The organism is Flavihumibacter rivuli (genome assembly GCF_018595685.2).
GTDB classification, from domain to species: domain Bacteria; phylum Bacteroidota; class Bacteroidia; order Chitinophagales; family Chitinophagaceae; genus Flavihumibacter; species Flavihumibacter rivuli.
In genome coordinates, this window is record NZ_CP092334.1 from 972,267 (window position 1) to 992,125 (window position 19,859).

General features: G+C 47.3%; 16 protein-coding genes and 2 tRNA genes. 12 read left to right on the forward strand and 6 right to left on the reverse strand.

Annotation, left to right across the window (positions count from 1 at the left end):
* Position 1 precedes the first annotated feature (1 nt).
* Both KJS94_RS04360 and KJS94_RS04365 read right to left on the reverse strand, forming a co-directional pair.
* Positions 2-571, reverse strand: coding sequence for a phosphatase PAP2 family protein (locus tag KJS94_RS04360; RefSeq protein WP_239804291.1), 570 nt, complete (start codon positions 569-571; stop codon positions 2-4).
* Between the two features lie 184 nt (positions 572-755).
* On the reverse strand, positions 756-3,437 hold the full coding sequence (locus KJS94_RS04365) for a valine--tRNA ligase (protein WP_214446098.1): 2,682 nt from the start codon (positions 3,435-3,437) through the stop codon (positions 756-758).
* A 131-nt stretch (positions 3,438-3,568) separates the two neighbouring features.
* Between KJS94_RS04365 and KJS94_RS04370 the strand changes: the two genes are divergently transcribed.
* The 3 genes from KJS94_RS04370 (at position 3,569) to KJS94_RS04380 (ending at position 8,512) form a co-directional block, all read left to right on the forward strand.
* The gene (locus KJS94_RS04370; protein WP_214446099.1) at positions 3,569-6,070 is read left to right on the forward strand and encodes a mechanosensitive ion channel family protein; all 2,502 of its coding nucleotides are present in this window, start codon (positions 3,569-3,571) and stop codon (positions 6,068-6,070) included.
* A 38-nt stretch (positions 6,071-6,108) separates the two neighbouring features.
* Positions 6,109-7,443 carry an exonuclease domain-containing protein gene (locus KJS94_RS04375; RefSeq protein ID WP_214446100.1) on the forward strand — a complete coding sequence of 445 codons (1,335 nt, stop codon included), beginning with the start codon at positions 6,109-6,111 and terminating at the stop codon, positions 7,441-7,443.
* 337 nt (positions 7,444-7,780) lie between these two features.
* Positions 7,781-8,512, forward strand: a complete 732-nt coding sequence (locus KJS94_RS04380) for an esterase family protein (protein ID WP_214446101.1) — start codon at positions 7,781-7,783, stop codon at positions 8,510-8,512.
* A gap of 13 nt (positions 8,513-8,525) precedes the next feature.
* Here KJS94_RS04380 and aat read toward each other — a convergent pair whose 3' ends face one another.
* Positions 8,526-9,197: a leucyl/phenylalanyl-tRNA--protein transferase gene (aat, locus tag KJS94_RS04385; protein ID WP_214446102.1), complete on the reverse strand. Its 672-nt coding sequence runs from the start codon at positions 9,195-9,197 to the stop codon at positions 8,526-8,528.
* A gap of 27 nt (positions 9,198-9,224) precedes the next feature.
* The gene (locus KJS94_RS04390; protein WP_214446103.1) at positions 9,225-9,527 is read right to left on the reverse strand and encodes an ATP-dependent Clp protease adaptor ClpS; all 303 of its coding nucleotides are present in this window, start codon (positions 9,525-9,527) and stop codon (positions 9,225-9,227) included.
* 107 nt (positions 9,528-9,634) lie between these two features.
* Between KJS94_RS04390 and KJS94_RS04395 the strand changes: the two genes are divergently transcribed.
* The 5 genes from KJS94_RS04395 (at position 9,635) to KJS94_RS04415 (ending at position 12,971) form a co-directional block, all read left to right on the forward strand.
* Positions 9,635-11,668, forward strand: a complete 2,034-nt coding sequence (locus tag KJS94_RS04395) for a transporter-like protein (RefSeq protein ID WP_214446104.1) — start codon at positions 9,635-9,637, stop codon at positions 11,666-11,668.
* Positions 11,669-11,742: 74 nt separating this feature from the next.
* Positions 11,743-12,036 (forward strand): hypothetical protein, encoded by a 294-nt coding sequence (locus KJS94_RS04400; RefSeq protein ID WP_214446105.1) that lies wholly within the window; start codon positions 11,743-11,745, stop codon positions 12,034-12,036.
* Between the two features lie 92 nt (positions 12,037-12,128).
* A tRNA-Val gene (locus KJS94_RS04405) sits at positions 12,129-12,203 on the forward strand.
* Positions 12,204-12,247: 44 nt separating this feature from the next.
* Positions 12,248-12,322: transfer RNA gene (locus KJS94_RS04410), tRNA-Val, on the forward strand.
* A gap of 97 nt (positions 12,323-12,419) precedes the next feature.
* Positions 12,420-12,971, forward strand: coding sequence for a DNA-3-methyladenine glycosylase I (locus KJS94_RS04415; RefSeq protein WP_214446106.1), 552 nt, complete (start codon positions 12,420-12,422; stop codon positions 12,969-12,971).
* 15 nt (positions 12,972-12,986) lie between these two features.
* Here KJS94_RS04415 and mtaB read toward each other — a convergent pair whose 3' ends face one another.
* Positions 12,987-14,261, reverse strand: coding sequence for a tRNA (N(6)-L-threonylcarbamoyladenosine(37)-C(2))-methylthiotransferase MtaB (gene mtaB, locus KJS94_RS04420; RefSeq protein ID WP_214446107.1), 1,275 nt, complete (start codon positions 14,259-14,261; stop codon positions 12,987-12,989).
* A gap of 161 nt (positions 14,262-14,422) precedes the next feature.
* On the opposite strand from mtaB, the gene KJS94_RS04425 reads away from it, so the two are divergent.
* Genes KJS94_RS04425 through priA form a run of 3 tightly spaced genes read left to right on the forward strand, consistent with a single transcriptional unit; the run spans position 14,423 to position 18,088 of the window.
* On the forward strand, positions 14,423-14,839 hold the full coding sequence (locus KJS94_RS04425) for a DUF4258 domain-containing protein (protein WP_214446108.1): 417 nt from the start codon (positions 14,423-14,425) through the stop codon (positions 14,837-14,839).
* 7 nt (positions 14,840-14,846) lie between these two features.
* Positions 14,847-15,593, forward strand: coding sequence for a lysophospholipid acyltransferase family protein (locus KJS94_RS04430; protein WP_214446109.1), 747 nt, complete (start codon positions 14,847-14,849; stop codon positions 15,591-15,593).
* The gene (priA, locus tag KJS94_RS04435; RefSeq protein WP_214446110.1) at positions 15,593-18,088 is read left to right on the forward strand and encodes a replication restart helicase PriA; all 2,496 of its coding nucleotides are present in this window, start codon (positions 15,593-15,595) and stop codon (positions 18,086-18,088) included. Before KJS94_RS04430 ends, priA begins: the two co-directional genes overlap by 1 nt.
* Positions 18,089-18,099: 11 nt before the next feature.
* On the opposite strand, the gene KJS94_RS04440 is transcribed toward priA, so the two are convergent.
* Positions 18,100-18,774, reverse strand: a complete 675-nt coding sequence (locus KJS94_RS04440) for an NAD(P)H-binding protein (protein ID WP_214446111.1) — start codon at positions 18,772-18,774, stop codon at positions 18,100-18,102.
* A gap of 18 nt (positions 18,775-18,792) precedes the next feature.
* On the opposite strand from KJS94_RS04440, the gene murB reads away from it, so the two are divergent.
* On the forward strand, positions 18,793-19,818 hold the full coding sequence (gene murB / locus KJS94_RS04445) for a UDP-N-acetylmuramate dehydrogenase (protein WP_214446112.1): 1,026 nt from the start codon (positions 18,793-18,795) through the stop codon (positions 19,816-19,818).
* Positions 19,819-19,859 lie beyond the last annotated feature (41 nt).

Genomic DNA, 19,859 nt, shown 5'->3' on the forward strand with positions numbered 1-19,859 from the left:
ATTAAAGAGGGGGTAGTTTCCGGATGGAACTCCTTCGATTCAACCATTGATTGGCCTTATAGGTCAACCAGGCGGAGCCAATTCCTACCAATGCCCCCGCTGCCACATCTGTTGGATAGTGAACCCCCAGGTACATCCTGGAATAGCCTACGCTTGTGGCATAGGCAAATGCTGGTACTGCTACATACCACTTTGGGCAGGCCAGAAACGCAGCCGTTGCAGTACTAAACGCCAGGGAAGTATGGCCGGAAGGGAAGGAAGGGCTGCCCCCGGTGCCCTCTGGTATGATTTGTCCGGGATAGGTAGCAAAAGGCCTGGAACGATTCACCGAATACTTAAGGGCAAAAGTGATCACACTGGAAACCACCACCGATTCCCCTATGTAAAGGGCTTTTTTCTTTAGTTCCTCATCGTGGGTAACCAACCCTGTGATCAGTAATCCGGCAGGTAAGCCAAACCCCACATAATTGACGGAATTGGAAATGAATTGCTGCGCTTCAGTTGACCCCTCTTTCCTGTGTTCCATGAATTCAACCAGTGTTGATTTGTCAAGGGAAATGGTTTGTCCCATTGATGAAACAGGGAAACAAAACATCGCCGAAAGCGAAATAATAATGAATGCTAGAAGGTACGGGGTATTGGTCTTTGCCATAATTGAAACTAAACCAATGATGGCCAGGTAACAATAAAACAAACTGGCTTAACCAGCCAATAACAAAAAAAGATCCAGCCTTCTGGCTGGATCTGGGATAATGTTAAAGATTTGAAAGACTTTCTTCAATGACCTTGATCTTGGTTTCAGCATCGGCCTTCTTCCTCCGTTCCAACTCCACTACTTCAGGTTTGGCGTTTTGAACAAACCTTTCATTCGACAGCTTCTTATCTACAGATGCCAGGAACCCCTTCAGGTATTCCAATTCCTTTTCCAGTTCTTCCTTCTGGTTCGCGGTTTGGATGGGTTGTTCGGTCTCAATATACACCTGGTCCTTACCAATTACAGTCGCAATGGTGTTGGCCACCGCAACATTGGTAAACCTGATCTCCTTGGCATTTACCTGTTTGGCAAGAATGGCAGCAATGGTTTCAACCGTGCTTGTTTTGGTGGTGTTGATATGGCAAAGAACAGTTTCCTTTGGCTTCAGTTGGGCCTTATTCCTGGCATCACGGATACCGCTGATCATTTCCTTCAGCAACTTCCCATTCTCAAGGTAGGTTTGTACGGAAATGCCATCCAACTCAGATTCCAATTCCTGCACAGGAGTGAATTGCCTGATACAAAGATCATCCCCTTCAGCCCTTGCTTCCAATGCATGATAGATCTCTTCAGTAATAAAGGGCATGAACGGATGCAGTAATTGCACCAGCTCCCCGTAAAATTCGATTGCCTTTGAAAGATGATGACCGTTCACCGGCTCTTCAAATCCAGGCTTGATCCATTCGAGGTACCAGCTACAGAAATCATCCCAGATAAGGGAGTAGATGGTCTTCAAAGCTTCACTCAGCCTGAATTGCCCCATCAGTTGTTCCACTTCCTTCCTTGCTTCATTCAGTCGGCTGCGGAACCAATTGTTGGGCCAGTTCATGGAAGCAAATGCCTCTGCAGCCAGGTCAGGCATCACAATGGATTTTTCCTTCCACATATTGATCAGCTTCAGGGCATTCCACATCTTGTTATTAAAGTTGCGGCCTTGCTCCAGAGCTGCTTCATCAAAGAGCAGGTCATTGCCGGCAGGGGAGGAGATCATGATCCCGAACCTTACCGCGTCAGCACCATACTTATCGATCAGTTCGAGAAGGTCAGGGGAATTGCCCAGGCTCTTGCTCATTTTCCTTCCCTGCTTATCCCTTACCATGCCGGTGAAATAAACATCCCGGAAAGGGATTTCCTTTTCATATTCCAACCCCGCCATAACCATCCTGGCCACCCAGAAAAAGATGATGTCCTGGCCGGTAACCAATACTGAGGTTGGGTAATAATATTTGATCTCTTCGTTACCGGGTTTTGTTACGCCGTGGAACACCTCCGAGGGCCATAGCCAGGAAGAGAACCAGGTGTCCAGTACGTCTTCATCACGGGTAAGTATAACCGAATCATCGCCACCAGCCAGCATTTTTGCTTCCTCAGCAGTTTCCGCAACATAACAATTGCCCGCCTCATCATACCAGGCCGGTATTTGCTGGCCCCACCATAGTTGGCGGCTGATACACCAATCCTTCACATTCTCCAGCCAGTATTTATAGGTTGCCAGGAACTTATCGCCAGGATGGATCCTGATATCCCCGTCCACTACTGCCTTAAGCGCAGGTCCAGCCATTTCCTTCATTTTGAGGAACCACTGGGTTGAGATGCGTGGCTCCACTACCACACCTGTCCGTTGGCTATACCCTAACCTTGTTTGGTATTCTTCTTCCTTTACCAGGTTGCCGGCTGCCTTGAGGTCCTCGATGATCAGTTTCCGTGCCTTGAAGCGATCGGTCCCAATATAGAGTTGTGCAGCTTCACTAAGCGTGCCATCCTCATTGAGGGTGTCCACTACCTGTAGATTATGCTTTAGACCCAGGTTATAGTCATTGATATCGTGAGCCGGGGTTACTTTCAGCGCGCCTGTACCGAAACTGGTATCCACATATTCATCAAAGATGATGGGTATCCTGCGATTGATCAGGGGTACATAGGCAAATGCTCCCTTAAGGTGCGTATAACGTTCATCGTTAGGATTCACACAAATGGCTGTATCGCCCATGATAGTTTCCGGGCGTTGGGTAGCAATGATAATGCCATTGCCAAATACTGTTGTCAGCGGCTGTCCGTCGGCCGATTCCAGCCGGTATTGAACATGGTACAGTTTACCCTGTATATCCTTGTATTCAACTTCTTCGTCACTCAAGGCCGTTTTGGCGGCGGGGTCCCAGTTGATCATCCTTGCACCACGGTAGATCAGGCCTTTTTTATATAGGTCTACAAATACCTTGATCACCGCCTTGTAGTAATGGTCGTCCATGGTGAAGGTAACCCTATCCCAATCCACACTGCAACCAAGGCGCTCGATCTGGTTATAGATGATCCCTCCATACTTTTCCTTCCATTCAAAGGCATATTTCAGGAATTCTTCCCTGTTCAGGTCAGCTTTCCTGATCCCTTTCTCTTTTTCCAGCATTTGAACCACTTTAGCCTCAGTGGCAATGGAAGCGTGGTCGCTTCCGGGTACCCAGCAGGCATTGAATCCGCTCATGCGGGCCTTCCGTACAAGGATATCCTGCACGGTTTCATTAAGGGTATGGCCCATATGCAATACCCCGGTTACATTCGGTGGGGGAATAACCACGGTAAAGGCTGGACGGTTATCTGGTTTGCTGGTAAAATAGGCTTTCTGCTTCCAGTGATCGGTCCACCGACGCTCAACAGTTTCCGGGGTGAAATTCTTGCTTAGTTCCATACTATTGATTGATGCTTAAAGGCTTTTAGGGCTGCAAAAATAAGAAAACCACGCTGAGCTTTCTGAGTAAACCGGGGGAATGCTGTAAATTAGGTCAGGAACAGGGCAAAGTTTGTTCCGACTACTTGCTTATGATCGCGTACTATTTCCGGTATATATTCCTGGTTTTCCTGATTTGTTCAGTTGGTCAGCTTAATGCCCAGCAAAGCCCTGATTCAACAGTTTCAGCCGGTAAAGGCGACAGCACAAAGCCTGTAAATCCATCAGATAGCTCCAAATCCTCCTTGAAATACGATGCTGATTCCGCCTCTTTCTTGTTGGTAAGGAAACTGGAGGAACTAACGCTTGGGGTGAATAAGGTAAATGCGGCCATGAAGAGGGGATTGGACACTACCGATATCCATAAGGAATTGCCCAACGTGAAAAGGTTATTGGAGCTGATCTCGGCCTCGCTTTACAAGCAGGAATTTCCCCTAAACCTGCGCAGCCTGAACGGGAGCAGGGTGGTATTGCTGCAATTGGAAAAACAGCTCGGCAAATGGCAGGCTAGTTTACAGAAGTATAATGCCACTCTATTGGGGCTCAGGGCCGATATCAGGGAAATTGTACGTGACTCCAGTCTCCAGTTACTGAGTAATGATTCCCTCATCATAGAATTGTATTTTGATGAACTGAACGCCCAGGAGAAAAAATGGAAGGTTACAGAGACCACCTATAATACCCAATTGACAAGGATCAATAACCTATTGCATGATATCGGAATTGCCTCCCTTGATGTAACGGACCTCCTGGAAGAAGTGAACTATCGCATCAATGCTCTCAAGAAAGGGCTTCTTTCCAAAACTGAATCCTATCTGCATGAGGCATCTAAGGGCCATACCGTTGCCCTTTGGGAATCCATTAAATACTCAATAAAGCCTAACCAACGATTGTTTTTCTTTTTCCTGAGGTTCAATTGGGTCCCCTCACTGGTGATCGGAATAATTGGCATCCTGCTCTATTTCTGGGTACGGTATAATATTTCCAAGATCCGGAGGGAAAAACGGGACGAACTCCTATTGCCGGTCAGGTACCTTAAAAGGAATACCCTGTTGGGTTGCCTGCTTTTGGTATTCACCATTGTCCCCTTCTTCAGCGGGACACCTCCGGCCACATTTATCGAGATCAATTGGATGGTCATGCTTATCCTGGCTTCCCGTTTGGCATGGCCCGACTGGTCTGATCGTTACCATCATTTTTGGTGGGTAATAGTTGCGCTGTTTTTCATTAATGGCATCGGTAACCTACTGGTCAGTACCTCTGCAACGGAAAGATGGATCATGGCTTTAGGATCCGTGGTGGCTATTTATGTTGGCTACCAATTGCACAAGGAGGTAAAACAGAACGAGAAAGCCTACCCGGCCTTTCAGGATGAAGCGCTTGCCCTCTTTGGAATGGTCAACCTGGTGGCCCTCTTGCTGAATATTTTCGGCAGGTACACCCTGGCCAAAATGATCAGCAATAGTGCTGTCATCGCACTTGCACACGCACTTTCCTTTTATTTATTGGTCGATATCATTATCGAGGCGGTCTACCTTCAATTGGAAGGAAACAAGAATACCAGGATATCAGCGATCCTGCAGTTTGGGGAATTGAGGGATAAATTCAAACGTTTCCTTGTAGTGATCGCCATAGTGCTCTGGTTCCTGGCTTTCACCTGGAGCCTGAATTTATTGGATTCTATCATCACCCTGGGTCAGGAATTCCTCAGCGCACCACGATCCATTGGAAGTGTGGAATTCACTTTGTCCAGTATACTTATTTTCGGCATCGTCCTCTGGGGCGCCTTCTTTCTGTCGAATCTCCTGACCTTTTTCTTCAGGGGCGGTAATAACCAGCTTGCGGGTAATGCTGCAAAAAATAAGGCCGGCTCCTGGGTTTTGCTGATCAGGTTGGTGGTGATTGCCATCGGATTTTTACTGGCTATGGGTGCAGCTGGTATTCCTTTGGATAAATTGGCGATCGTTATCGGTGCCCTTGGTGTTGGTATTGGTTTCGGTTTGCAAAACATCGTAAACAACCTGGTCAGTGGGGTCATCCTCGCCTTTGAAAAGCCAATGGATGTTGGGGATGTTATTGAGATCGGTACCAATACAGGTACAGTAAAGGAGATCGGGATCAGGAGCAGCAAGATCGGCACTTTTGATGGGGCAGATATTATCGTCCCCAACGGTGATTTTATTTCACAGAAACTGATCAACTGGACCCATAATAACAATTACAGAAGGGTTGAACTCCTTATCGGGGTTGCGTACGGGACCAACCTTGATCAAGCACAGCAGATCATTCAGGGTGTTATTGAAACAGAGGAAGGAATTGTAGCCAATCCGGCACCAGCAATCCTTTGGCATGAAATGGCCAATAGTTCTATTAATGTAAGGGTCTTATTCTGGACCAATAATTTCGGCAACTGGGTGAACCTGAAAAGTCATATGCTAAAAACCATCTACAACAGGTTCAATGAAGAAGGTATCACGATCCCATTCCCTCAACAAGACCTGCATATCAGGTCGGTAGATGCCTCCATATTCGAAAACCTTCAGCAGGGTATAGGGAAAAGCTCACAGCAAGGGGAAGGGAATGACGCAAGCTAATATTTTTAGCAAACAGCTGGATTTTGTACATTTGAAGTGTGTATGCGATCGTTGACATAGAAACAACAGGTGGACATGCTGCAGGTAATGGCATTACAGAGATCGCCATTGTTTTGCATGATGGCCATGGTGTGGAAGGTCGCTACCATACCCTTATCAATCCCGGTCAATCGATCCCCAGGTATATTGTCTCCCTGACAGGCATCACCAATGAAATGGTGGCTACGGCACCCGGATTTGAAGAAATTGCCCCTACCATCTATAACCTGCTTGAGGGCAGGATCTTCGTTGCCCATAATGTTAACTTTGACTATTCCTTCCTGAAACATCATTTGGCCAATGCAGGATTAGACCTTTCCCTGAAAAAACTTTGTACCGTAAGGCTGGCAAGGAAGGTATTCCCGGGTTTGCCCAGTTATAGTTTGGGTAATCTCTGCAGGAGCCTGGAAATACCTGTTGAAGACAGGCACCGGGCATTAGGTGATACCATGGCAACGGTGCAGTTGTTTGAGCGCATCTTGCAGGCAGATGTGGGAAGTGTGGTTAAGGAAATGCTGAAGGGAAGGAACGGCGACCAATACCTCCCACCTCATTTGCCAGCAGACCAGGTCAATAGTTTGCCCCATGTCCCGGGCGTATATTATTTCCTCAACCAGAAACAGCAGATCCTCTATGTTGGTAAGGCCACTAACCTGCATAAGCGGGTGAAGAGTCATTTTAGTAATAACGATGGGGGAAAACGGAAGCAGGAAATGATGCGGCAGATCTACCAGGTCAGTTATCGTACGACACCCAGCGAACTGATGGCACTTGTATTGGAAAGCCAGGAAATTCGTCGCATTTGGCCGCCATTCAACAGGAGCCAGAAAAAATTCCATCAGCAATATGGGCTCTATGCTTTCACGGACCAGAAAGGTTACCATCGGCTGATCATAGAAAAGACCCGGAAAAACCTTCCTGCCATTTATACCTTCAACCTGATCCATGAAGGACAGGGGTTGCTACGAAAGATCAGCCAGCTAGCTGAAATCCCTCTTGACCAGAATGGCCGTACCTGGTCCATTGATATGACGACCGAACATTATAATTCGAGGATCAGGGCAGCCCTTCATACCATTCAGGCATCCTTACCCAGTTTTATCCTCCTGGAGGAAAATGAACAGGTTCACCATGAACAGGTGGTCTACCTGATTGAAAAAGGCAGGTTTTATGGAATGGGGGTTGTTAAAGACAGAAAAAGATTCCCTACTTCCATTGATGAATGGAAGTCACTACTGGAGCCCTGTCCGGATAATGACTATGTCAGGGGACTGATCTACCAATATGCAATGAAGAAACCCCATTGCAAGATCGATTTCGACCAGGGGACATAGCTGACCCGGTTAAAAGGTTTTCGCATTACAGGTCAATTCTGCCAGGCAAAATATGTGATCAACGCAATCGTACCATAGATGGCAAGAACGATCAGCATTAATTTACCTGTACTGGCATTGGAAAGGTCAAAGAAACGCTTCATAAGAAAACCATTTTTCGTTTACAATCGTTTGGGCTTTGGATGGTTTCCATGGGTTGGATTCTGCACTGGGTTTCCGAGCCTTGCACGTTTCTGAACAGAAATTTACAAAAAAATCTTCAACAAAATATCTATTCTATGGACTGAAGGATCGGAATTTTCTATTTTGGTCGTATTTTCAAAAAAAGCAAAGCTTTATGGATAGACACCTGACATCCTGGTTCAGCCCTTCCTTGCATAAGGAAATGCCAATGGCCACTTATGGTCATTTTGGATTTGCCTTATTGTTGATACCCACTGCTGCCGCTGACTACCTTGAGTATGAAAGGTTCCAGTTGATCGATTCGATCAGGCATTTTATTGAAGGGGGAAAGGTGAAAGTGTTTTCCATCGATAGTATCAATAACGAAAGCTGGATGAATGACCAGATGGATCCCAGGCAAAAATCCATCCGCCACCAGCAATGGAATGATTATGTATTCAAGGAGGTGATCCCCTATATCCGTACCCATACCAGCCCCGATACCCCCATCATTACCTGTGGTGCGTCTTTTGGAGCCCTGCATAGCGCCAACCTGTTTTTCAAACGCCCTGACCTTATCAATGGCGTGATTGCCATGAGTGGGGTTTATGACCTTACCGAGTATACCAAGGGTTATTTTGATGATGACGTATACTTTAACAGTCCATGCCATTACTTACCCAACCTGACCGACCACCATGTTTTGGAACAGATCAGGCATAGCCATCATATCCATATCCTGAGTGGAAGTGGTTCATACGAGGATCCTGATGCTGCAAGGCGCTTAGCTGGCATCCTGTACAGTAAGGGAATATGGTATGAACTGGATATCTGGGGATCAGATATCACCCATGACTGGCCAACCTGGCGCAAGATGCTGCCTCATTACCTGGGAACCAGGTTTTAAGGGAAACTATTTTTTAAGGTAATATCTGTACTGGTTGGCCGGGTATAAGTAGGTCCAACAGTTGGAGAAACTGTGTCCGGTCGATCATTTTTGCACCAAGGCTTTCCAGGTGTTCCGTGTATACCTGGCAGTCGACCAGTTCAACCCCGGCTGTTTCAAGGAGCCCGACATATTTGATGAAGGCATATTTGCTGGCATTGCTAACCTTACGGAACATGCTTTCACCAAAGAAGACCTTGCCCATGCGGATTCCGTAACACCCCCCAACCAATTCGCCATCCAGCCATGTTTCTGCGCTTTCTGCATAACCCAGTTCATGCAGGCGACAATAAGCACTCACCACTTCTGCTGAAATCCAGGTTCCATCCTGTCCTTTCCGTTCAATTTGCTGGCAGTTCCGGATCACCGCTTCAAAGGCCTTGTTTACAGTAAAGCTGAATCGTTTTCCATTCAAAATAGGTTTCATGCTTTTACTGACCTTCAATTCGCTGGGAAAAAGGACAAATCTTGGATTGGGACTCCACCACAGGATGTGGTCGCCTTCGTACCAGGGAAAGATACCGGAGCGGTAGGCATTCAGCAGTCTTTGCGTGGAAAGGTCCCCGCCAATGGCCAGCAAGCCATCCGGTTCAGCCTCAGAGGCCGGTGGGAACCCGGGGTGTTTACCCAATGCATAGATGGGCATAATGATGGTGCAACTGCATTATGGGGTTTAACTGGCCGTAACTTCAATGGTTGCGCCAATACCACGTTCCGTGATGGCATCGCACATTGGCTTCAGTTCATCATATTCACCATTTTTGACGGCATATTTGCCTTTGGTGTGGATCAGCAATGCGCACTGTTCCGCCTGCTCCGGGCTATGCCCGCAAACACTGATCAGGGTTTCAATTACCCAATCAAAGGTATTGACCTCGTCATTCCATACGATCAATTGGTACGGAAATTGGATATCCGTTAAGACATCCACCTCTTCATTGAACTGGTGCTCCTGCTCTTCTTTGTAATTCAACATGCCTCAGGCTTTGGGACAAAAATATAAATTCCTGCCAAGTTTTGAAATGAGGCAACAATAGGAGGGGCTTGGTTGTCTAAAGTTAAACGGAATTCCATCAGGGAAATATGATCAATATCGGCAAGCATAAGAAGAAGGCAGTACAGGCTAACGGCGAAAAACCGGAAGGCCAGGCTATTGTATTGCCCATATACATGGCCGATAGGGGCTTGGAGTTCCTGATCGACCTGGTGAAGCAGATCAGGCCATCCTCGCCCCAGAAGAAGGAAGAGGCAGAGTTGAAGTTTCGTTCCCTGCTTTACCAGTTGCAACACGACAGGTCGGCCATTGTTTCCCTTCGGTCTGCCATACGTTCCCAATTCATGAAAAGCAACTTGTTGCCTGCTCTTTCAGAAAGTGGGTTGATCAGTACCAGGGGATTTGTACAGGAGCTGACACGAAAACTGAAACATAAGCTGCTGCCTGAATTACAGGAACGTTCAGATTTCCGTTATGTTATCAGCAGGGTTTTCTTTAAGCCGACCGACCATATCTGGGTGGCAGCCATTGATACCGAACTCTGGAAAAAGTTTTTCCGCCTGCTAAGGGTCCACATCAATATGAATGACCAGGACCTGCTTGCCCAACTAAGGGATGCCCTCCAGGTGCTTTCCTACCGGGTTTCTGCCCTTGGCCTGGAAAAGGAGGTGGCCAGGTATTTCAGGGATAACCGCGAAGGAACAATGCCATTCCTGGAACAAAATAAACTGGTAGGTTCTTTCTTAAGTGTTCCGCAGGATGATCTCCAAACCGGAAGGCTGATCCTTTACAATATCCAGGAACAATTATACAACTGTAAACAAAGTATCCTCTGGCTGCGTGACCAGCGTATGTACCATGGCACCAGCCTTGCCCAAACCTTCCTTTCCGTGCGTATCATGCAGATGGTGGAAAGAATGCTGGTGATTACGGATGTGCTTGACCGTGATAACCAACTGGATGAGGATAGGTTCATCGAATATTTTGTCACCGTCATTACCAATGAGAACAAGAAGAACAGCCTGAAGGAATTCCTCTCTGATAATCTTGGTATGGTTGCTTACCAGATCTCGGAACACAAGGGTAAGAAAGGGGAGAAGTATATCACCACCAATGCAGATGAATTCCGGCAATTGCTGAATAGTGCCATCGGTGGCGGTTTTATCGTTTCCTTTGTGGCCATTACCAAGAACCTGATCGGAAAGCTTCCCTTTGCGCCTTTCTGGATGGGATTCTCCTATAGCCTGAACTATTCTGCGGGATTCATCCTGATGGACCAGACCCATACAACCCTGGCCACCAAACAACCGGCCTATACCGCTTCAGCAGTAGCCAGTTCACTGGATTCCAAGAAGCAGAAAGGGCAGCCTGATCTCCGCAACCTGGCGATCACGGTAGGGAATATTTCCCGTAGCCAGATCGCTTCATTTGCCGGCAACCTGATGGTGGTATTTCCGCTGACTTACCTTTTGGTTTGGTTATTGGGGGAATACGGCGGGTATAGGATCGCTACCGGCGACCAGGCATTGGCCTTGTTGGAGGCCCAACATCCTACCCATAGTTTTGCCCTTCTCTATGCCTGTTTCACCGGTGTGTTCCTTTTTTTAAGTGGATTGATCTCCGGTTATGTAGAGAACCATGTCACCTATGGACAATTGAATGAACGCCTGAGGCAACACCCGATCCTGAGCCATAGCATGTCGCCTAAAAAACTGAACAGACTGGTAGAATTGGTAAATACCTATTCCGGGGCATTTACAGGTAGCCTGGCGCTCGGTTTCTTCCTGGGGATGTCTGCCTCTGTAGGGAAGATCTTCGGGATTCCCTTTGATATCCGGCACATCACCATTTCTGCCGGCAATACAGCCATAGGCTATTATGGCCTGGAACAACCCGTTACCCTCGGTTATATGGTTGTCGTGGTATTGGGAGTTCTTGGCATTGGCTTCCTGAACTTCTTTGTAAGTTTCTCCCTTGCCTTCTTTGTCGCCCTAAAATCAAGGGGGATAAGGTTGCGCGAATACCCCGAATTGATCGGCATCATCTGGCGGTATTTCCTTGCCCATCCACGCGATTTCGTTTTGCCGCCTAAAAGACAAAGGAAACCTGAAGACCTGCGTTAGCAAAAGGGCTCCAGTGTTTATAAACCTTAACGCTTCCTAATGAACAAGGACGGTTTTAACTTCGTTATTTTAACATGGCAGTCAAGTACCAGGTAACGATCAGGTTTGAATGGGACGATGAATTCATGGCCAGGGTTCCGGCTCACCGTACCTATATCAACTTCCTTATCAACAAGGGAATCATTGACCACTACGCCGTTAGCATGGAGTCCCAGCGCGTATGGATCACGATCAACGGAACAAGCAAGGATGAGGTGGAGAAGCGCCTGAAACAATCCCCACTTTATCAGTATTGGCAATATGAGATCGATGAATTGTATGTACTGGATGGGCCTTCTTATCGACTGCCTTCTGTTCAGTTGAACTAGCCAATATTTTTTTTAAAAAAAACTTTGTCAATAAAATTTAGCACTTATCTTTGCAATCCCAATCGCGAAAGGGGTTGATCTTTAAGAGTTTAGGGAGCATAGCTCAGCTGGTTCAGAGCATCTGCCTTACAAGCAGAGGGTCCGCGGTTCGAATCCGTGTGCTCCCACATTTTCAGGTTGGTTTTCCAATCTTTTTTAAGTTCTTCACATTGGGAGCATAGCTCAGCTGGTTCAGAGCATCTGCCTTACAAGCAGAGGGTCCGCGGTTCGAATCCGTGTGCTCCCACAGAAAGGTTGCCCCAAAGGCAGCCTTTTTTTTTGCCCTTCATTTATATTATTTTAAACCTGGCCAGCTTGCTACAGAGCTGAATAAAATTTCTCCTATGGCTACTACCTATTGCGATGTTGTTGCCCGAATGGAGCCCGGCAATGTCCATACCCATTACCACAACCATGAATACGGATTCCCCATCCATGATGATGACCAATTGTTTGGAAGACTGGTGCTGGAGATCAACCAGGCAGGTTTAAGCTGGACCACTATCCTGATCAAGAAGGACAATTTCTTCAAAGCCTATGATGGGTTCAATATCAGGAAAGTGAGCCAATATGGCGACGAAAAGATCGCTGCCTTATTGAATGATGCGGGTATCATCAGGAACAGGCTGAAGATCCTTGCTGCCATTGAAAATGCCAGAAGGATAATAGATCTGCAGCAGGAATTCGGGTCATTCAAGAACTGGCTGGACCATCACCACCCGATGAGCAAGGAACAATGGGTGAAATTGTTCAAAAAGCATTTCAAGTTTACGGGAGGGGAAATTGTCAACGAATTCCTGATGAGTACAGGCTACCTTCCAGGTGCCCACCATCCAGGTTGTCCTATCTACAAAAAAGTACTTGCCACTAAACCGGCATGGAACCATCTTCAATAAGCCTTAGGGAAATAATCAGAGGGTCCAGTCGACGATCTGGTTCACCCACTCTTCGCGGAATGGAGTGGTAACCTTGATATAATTATCAGTGTACCCCTCCATCATACCTTGCCTGGCATTGCCTTCAAACAACACCTTCCTGGTCTGGCCGGAATGCTGCTGGTTGAAATATTGCTGCTTCATATAGCTGAGGTTACGCAGCGCCTTATTGCGTTCGTGCCTGGTATTCATGGGCACAACAGGTTTAATGTCCAATGCAACAGTATTGGCCCTTTCCGAATAAGTAAAAACATGCAGGTAAGTAACATCCAGGCTATGCAGGAAGTCGAAGGTCTCCTTGAAGATTTCATCTGTTTCACCAGGGAACCCTACGATCACATCCACACCGATGGCACAGTGTGGCATCAGCTTCCTGATCAATTCCACACGTTCTGCATATAATTCGCGCTTATAACGGCGACGCATCAACGCTAAAAGCCTGTTGCTTCCGCTTTGCAGGGGAATATGGAAATGTGGCATGAATTTATTACTGTTAGCCACATGCGCAATGATATCATTGGTCAGCAGGTTAGGCTCAATGGAAGATATCCTGTAGCGTTCGATACCCTCCACTTCTTCCAATGCTTTTACCAGATCATAGAAGTTCTCTTCGTGTCGCTTATTACCATCTGGCCCTTTTCCAAAATCACCCAGGTTAACCCCCGTAAGCACTATTTCCTTTACCCCATTGGCAGCCAGTTCACGGGCATTCCGTACCACATTCTCAATACTATCGCTCCTGCTTTTGCCGCGGGCCATGGGAATGGTACAGAAAGAACAATTGTAATCACAGCCATCCTGTACTTTCAGGAAGGTCCTCGTCCGATCGTTGATGGACCATGAACTGTTAAAGCCGGATACTTCCTCAATATCACAACTGCAGACCTTTGCGCTATCGCCCTTGGTCAGGTCGGCCAGGTGTTTGGCGATATTGAATTTCTCAGCGGCACCCAGTACAAGGTCAACTCCCGGTATCTCGGCGATCTCTTTTGGTTTCAACTGGGCATAACAACCAGTTATCACCACCATGCTTTCCGGTGCCCTTCTCTGGATCCGCCTAACGATCTGGCGGCATTCCTTGTCGGCATTGTCCGTAACAGAACAGGTGTTGATCACATACACATCTGCATGGTCGTCAAACGACTTCTTCTCAAAACCTTCGGTCTCCAGCATCCTGCTGAGAGCAGAGGTTTCAGAGAAGTTGAGCTTGCAACCCAGGGTATGAAAGGCAACTGTTCTTTTTTCGGCCATAGGGGCGCAAAGATACGACCTGGCCAAGGAAATCCAAGGATTTGGCCATTGTTAAAATAAACAGGGGAAGGAATTGGCTCCTGGTATACACTTTAAGGTTACAATATTCATAATGAATGATTTGCAGTAAATTCCCGGGTATTTTATTCTAGATTTGACCCATGCTAAACCGGAAACTTCTTACAGCTTTAGGACTGGTCCTGATGGTTGTATTGGCGCTATGGCTGAAAAGCAGGGATGGCCACAGGCAGGATCCAAACAGGCATTCCGAAACGAAATCCTGGTCGGGCAGGGGGCTCAACAGGCATGCTTCCAAACTGGATTATACCAGGCACGCGCTCTGCCGAATGGATTGCCGCAAGATCACCAAAGGGGAGGTGGAAGACATCCTCCGGAATGGAAAGATCAATTACCGGAAATCGGACCTGGAGGATAAACCCTGCCCAACCTATGCCGTTGAAGGATATACCCTTAAGGACAACCAGCATGTCCGGATTGTATTTGCACAGTGTACTAACCATGTAAAGGTCGTTACTTGTATCGACCTTGAAAATGATTTTGAATGTCATTGCCAATAACTGCCTTATGAGATGGATCACCACACCCTTCCAGGTTCTCTATAGTATTTATGCCTTCCTGGTATTTGTACTGCTGCTGCTCTTACTGATGCCCTTCTTTTTCCTGGCCTCCTTCTTTGGCAGGATTAAGGGAGGGAATATGTTTTACCGGCTCTGTTCCTTCTGGGCTGATGCCTGGCTGTTGCTCATCGGCATCCGGTCAAATACCATCCACGTCTCCACCCCAACTGAAGAACGACCTTGCATTTTTGTGGCCAACCATATTTCCTATCTCGATATTCCCATGCTGGTAAAAGTGATCCGCGAGCCCATCAGGGTCTTGGGAAAGGCAGAAATGGCCCGCATTCCCATTTTCGGGTTCGTGTACCGCAATGCGGTAGTAATGGTGGACAGGAGTAGCCCGGAAAAAAGGGCAAAGAGCGTGGATATCCTGAAGAAATACCTGGGCAAGGGAATATCCATATTCATTTTTCCTGAAGGCACGTTCAATGAAACGGATGAACCCCTGAAATCCTTTTATGACGGGGCTTTTCGTATTGCCCTTGAAACCAATACGCCTATCCAGCCATTGATTTTCCCCGATACCGTAAAACGCCTGCATTACCGCTCTGTCTTTTCTTTTACGCCCGGTCGTTGCCGTGCTGTATTTTTACCCATGGTTCCTGCAGCCAGCTATGAAGGGAAGTCTGTCACGGAATTGAAGGAATTGGTTTTTGAGGAAATGGAACAAGCATTGACCAGGTTCAATAAATAATGGAGCAAAAGGAAAATACGCTGTATAGTTATGATGAAAATGGTTCCACCGGCTGGTATGCGGAGGTGTTGATCCCGCTTGCCCTGCCGCGGAATTTTACCTGGGCGGTACCTGCAGATCTGCTGGAGTTGGTAATGCCCGGTGTTAGGGTAGAAGTAATATTGGGCAAGAACAAGAAATATGCAGGAATCGTAAAATCCGTCCACCAAAACAAGCCCGCAGCCTTTACACCCAAGGATATTCTTAATGTGTTGGATGACCAGCCCATTCTCTATCCCAACCAATTGGGGTTATGGGAATGGATGGCCCGTTATTACCTCTGTTCCGAAGGGGAAGTGATGCAGGCTGCATTACCTACGCATTTCAAACTCAGCAGCGAAACCATCCTGCTGTTCAATGATGAGGCAGGGGATGATTTTTCCCATCTCGATGATGAGGAGTTCCTGGTGGCGGAAGCACTGACCATCAGGAAGGAATTAAAACTCGTTGAAGTACAACAGCTCCTAGATGCCACGCATGTTTACCCGGTCATCAAGCGCCTCCTCGACAAAGGGATTTGCCTGGTATGGGAGGAATTGAAAGAAACTTATAAAGAGAAGAAGGAAAGCTTTGTCCTGCTGCATCCCCAATACGATAATGAGGAACAATTGGCAGAACTGCTCAATAATTGGGGGCGTGCGCCCAAACAGATGGAATTACTCCTTGCCTTCCTTCACCTGCGCAAAACACAGGGACAGGTTACGCAGGCGGAATTACTGAAGAAAGCAGACGCATCAGCTGCGCAATTGAAAGGCCTGGTGGAAAAAGGGGTGATCCAGGTAGAGAAAAGATCGGTTGACCGGATCAGGCAATTGCCCTTGCAGATGGATATTGATTTTGTGCTGACCATCCAACAGGAAGAAGCCCTTGAAAAGGTCAGGCAGGTTTTTGAAGACAAGCAGGTTTGCCTGTTGCATGGCGTTACTTCAAGTGGCAAGACACAGGTCTACATCAAACTGATGGAGGACCTGGTGAAACAGGGCAAGCAGGTGTTGTATATGCTTCCGGAAATTGCCCTAACGGCCCAGATCATACGAAGATTGCAAAAGCATTTCGGCGGGTATATCGCCATCTACCATTCCAAGTTCAACCCCAATGAACGGGTAGAAATTTGGAACAAAGTGAAATCCGGTGAAGTAAAGATCATCGTAGGAGCCCGTTCTGCCTTATTCCTTCCTTTCCGCGACCTATCACTGGTCATCTGCGATGAGGAGCATGACCCTTCCTTCAAGCAGCAGGATCCTGCACCAAGGTATAATGGGAGGGATGCAGCCATCTACCTGGCCTCCTTATACAAGGGCAGGGTCTTATTGGGCAGTGCCACCCCTTCGCTGGAATCTTACTACAATGCATTGCAGGGAAAATATGGCCTGGTGGAAATGACCCAGCGCTATGGGGACCTGGCCATGCCCCACATTGAACTCGTGGATACCAGGAATATCAAGATGCCGGATAACAGCAAGGTGATCATCTCTGCTCCTTTGCAGGAAGCCATTGAATCCTGCCTGGTAAGGAATAAGCAGGTCATCCTGTTCCAGAACCGAAGAGGGTATTCCCCTTACCAGGTTTGCCAGGTTTGTGGATGGATTCCGCATTGCAAGCATTGCGACGTATCGCTCACCTTCCATAAACTGCATAATAAACTGGTCTGTCATTATTGCGGTACGGTATATCCGCCCTTGCATACCTGTGAGGCCTGTGGGAACCATCTTTTTGCCCAGCAGAATTTTGGGACGGAAAGGATCGAGGAAACCCTTCAGGAATTGTTCCCTAAGGCCAGGATCGCCAGGATGGATATCGACAGCGTCAAGGGAAAGAATGCCCATGATGCCCTGATCCAGTTATTTGAGCAACAGAGGTTGGATATACTGGTAGGTACACAAATGGTGGTGAAAGGACTGGATTTTGAGCATGTGGCATTGGTTGGGATCCTTGATGCTGATGCCATTCTGGGCTTTGCAGATTTCAGGGTGAACGAAAGGGGTTTCCAACTCATGGAACAGGTAAGCGGAAGGGCGGGAAGGAAAGGGGAGCAGGGAAGGGTAATGATCCAGCTAAAGCAAACCAACCATCCGGTTTTACAATTTGTACGGCAACATGATTATGCCAGTTTTGCACAGGTTGAATTAACGAACAGGCAGCATTTTGGTTACCCTCCATTTACCAGGCTGATCGTCCTGCAATTCAAGCATAAACAACAGGACACCGTAATTGCTGCTGCCCGGCAAATGGCACAGTGGCTGCATCCGCAATTCGGGGAATACCTGGTAGGTCCTGCCGCCCCGGTGGTCAACCGGGTACGGAACCAATACATCATGGAGTTGCTGGTAAAATTGCCGAAGGAATCAGGCCTGACCACTCACTGCAAGGAACAGATCCATATACTGATCGCCCATTTGCATCAGCAACCCGGATTCAAATCGGTTGTGGTTACCCCGGATATTGACCCGCTTTGACACAAAGGATATTATGCCCTGGTAGCGAGCTGGATGATCTCAGGATAATGATGGATGAATATGCCGCGCTGCTGAAGTTTGGAAGCAGCCAACATGGCCATGGCAACTGTTTCAGATTTGATCGGCTTGTATTTACTGAACTTGCCGAATAGCAGACTGCCAAAAACCGGCGCGAGGAATTGGGCGATCCCTTCCCCCAGTCGCTTTTCCTCCCGTTTTCCCAACAACAGGGAAGGCCGGAAAATATGCAGTTGGGGAATGGAATGACGCGCCACATTCTCTTCCACTATACCCTTTAATTTCAGGTAGAAATTGTTATTGTTGGAAGCATCTGCGCCAACGGAGGATACCAAAAGGTAGTTGAACACACCCTGTTCTCCTGCTACTTTTGCAGCATTGACCGCAATGTCATGGTCAACTTTCTTATAAGCGTCCTTATCACCCTTCACCTGCTTCATGGTTGTGCCTACTGCCACGAATACGGATTCAGCCCCTGCTATACCACTGGTGTAGGATTTCTCGTCAGCAAAATCCATCATAAAAACCTTTAGCTTTGGATGGTTGATATCAGGTTGTCTCCTTACCAGGATGTTTACCTGGTCGTAATAAGGATCTTCCAGGCAGCGTATTAACAACGCTTTCCCGATGAGGCCTGAGGAGCCGATGATGGTAGCAATACGGGCCATAACTTTGTATTATTGATTATGAAAATACAGGAAAATTTTTCCCTTCGGCCATATAACAGTTTTGGCATTGATGCCAGGGCTAGGTATTTCGCCAGTTTCCAGTCGGTGGACCAACTAGAGTCCTTACAGTGGGAAATGCAGCACCATGCATTAAAAGACCAGCAATACATGGTACTGGGAGGGGGTAGTAATATCCTGTTGACCGGTGATTTCAACGGCTGGGTTTTCAGGAATGAGATCGAAGGCATTGAGGAACTGCATGAAGATGCCGAATATGTTTATGTGAAGGCTGGTGCCGGGGTGAACTGGCATGCCTTTGTGCAATACTGTATCAGTAAGAATTGGGGCGGACTGGAAAACCTTTCACTGATTCCCGGTAATGTAGGTGCTTCACCCATGCAAAATATTGGGGCCTACGGGGTGGAACTGGATGATGTTTTCTGGGACCTCGAAGCCTACCACTGGCAAGACAAGAAGGTACATACCTTTACCCGCCAGGATTGTGAATTTGGCTATAGGGAAAGTGTATTCAAGAAAAGGTTTAAGGGGCAGTTCGTGATCCTGAATGTTACGTTCCAATTAAGGAAACACCCTGTCTTCCATACCAGTTATGGCGCTATCCAACAGGAATTGGAGAAGTTGGGTGTAAAGGAACTCAGTATCCAGGCTATTTCCCAGGCGGTGATCAACATCCGCAGTTCAAAATTGCCGGACCCCAAAAAGATCGGTAATGCGGGAAGCTTCTTTAAGAACCCGACCATTCCCGTGGAGAAATACCATGAGCTAAAAGAACTGTTCCCTGAAATCGTTGGCTACCACTTACCCGGAGATGAGGTTAAACTGGCGGCAGGCTGGCTCATTGAACAATGCGGCTGGAAGGGCTATCGTAAGGGTGATGCAGGATGCCACTCCCAGCAGGCCCTGGTGTTGGTGAACCATGGCAATGCAACCGGTAAAGAGATTCTTGACCTTAGCCAGGAGATCGTGGAAAGTGTGGAATTCAAGTTCGGGGTGGAACTAGAAAAAGAAGTTAATATCATTTAAATGTGCAGCGGTTGGTTTTAGGTCCCTGTCAATGAACAAAA

Excerpts from the sequence above, each read along its gene's own strand:
- KJS94_RS04370 (WP_214446099.1), top strand. The coding sequence starts at position 3,569 with ATGATCGCGTACTATTTCCGGTATATATTCCTGGTTTTCCTGATTTGT.
- KJS94_RS04380 (WP_214446101.1), top strand. The coding sequence starts at position 7,781 with ATGGATAGACACCTGACATCCTGGTTCAGCCCTTCCTTGCATAAGGAA.
- mtaB (WP_214446107.1), bottom strand. The coding sequence starts at position 14,261 with ATGGCCGAAAAAAGAACAGTTGCCTTTCATACCCTGGGTTGCAAGCTC.
- KJS94_RS04360 (WP_239804291.1), bottom strand. The coding sequence starts at position 571 with ATGGGACAAACCATTTCCCTTGACAAATCAACACTGGTTGAATTCATG.
- KJS94_RS04440 (WP_214446111.1), bottom strand. The coding sequence starts at position 18,774 with ATGGCCCGTATTGCTACCATCATCGGCTCCTCAGGCCTCATCGGGAAA.
- KJS94_RS04400 (WP_214446105.1), top strand. The coding sequence starts at position 11,743 with ATGGCAGTCAAGTACCAGGTAACGATCAGGTTTGAATGGGACGATGAA.
- KJS94_RS04415 (WP_214446106.1), top strand. The coding sequence starts at position 12,420 with ATGGCTACTACCTATTGCGATGTTGTTGCCCGAATGGAGCCCGGCAAT.
- KJS94_RS04390 (WP_214446103.1), bottom strand. The coding sequence starts at position 9,527 with ATGTTGAATTACAAAGAAGAGCAGGAGCACCAGTTCAATGAAGAGGTG.
- KJS94_RS04430 (WP_214446109.1), top strand. The coding sequence starts at position 14,847 with ATGAGATGGATCACCACACCCTTCCAGGTTCTCTATAGTATTTATGCC.
- KJS94_RS04425 (WP_214446108.1), top strand. The coding sequence starts at position 14,423 with ATGCTAAACCGGAAACTTCTTACAGCTTTAGGACTGGTCCTGATGGTT.
- priA (WP_214446110.1), top strand. The coding sequence starts at position 15,593 with ATGGAGCAAAAGGAAAATACGCTGTATAGTTATGATGAAAATGGTTCC.
- KJS94_RS04365 (WP_214446098.1), bottom strand. The coding sequence starts at position 3,437 with ATGGAACTAAGCAAGAATTTCACCCCGGAAACTGTTGAGCGTCGGTGG.
- KJS94_RS04395 (WP_214446104.1), top strand. The coding sequence starts at position 9,635 with ATGATCAATATCGGCAAGCATAAGAAGAAGGCAGTACAGGCTAACGGC.
- murB (WP_214446112.1), top strand. The coding sequence starts at position 18,793 with ATGAAAATACAGGAAAATTTTTCCCTTCGGCCATATAACAGTTTTGGC.
- aat (WP_214446102.1), bottom strand. The coding sequence starts at position 9,197 with ATGCCCATCTATGCATTGGGTAAACACCCCGGGTTCCCACCGGCCTCT.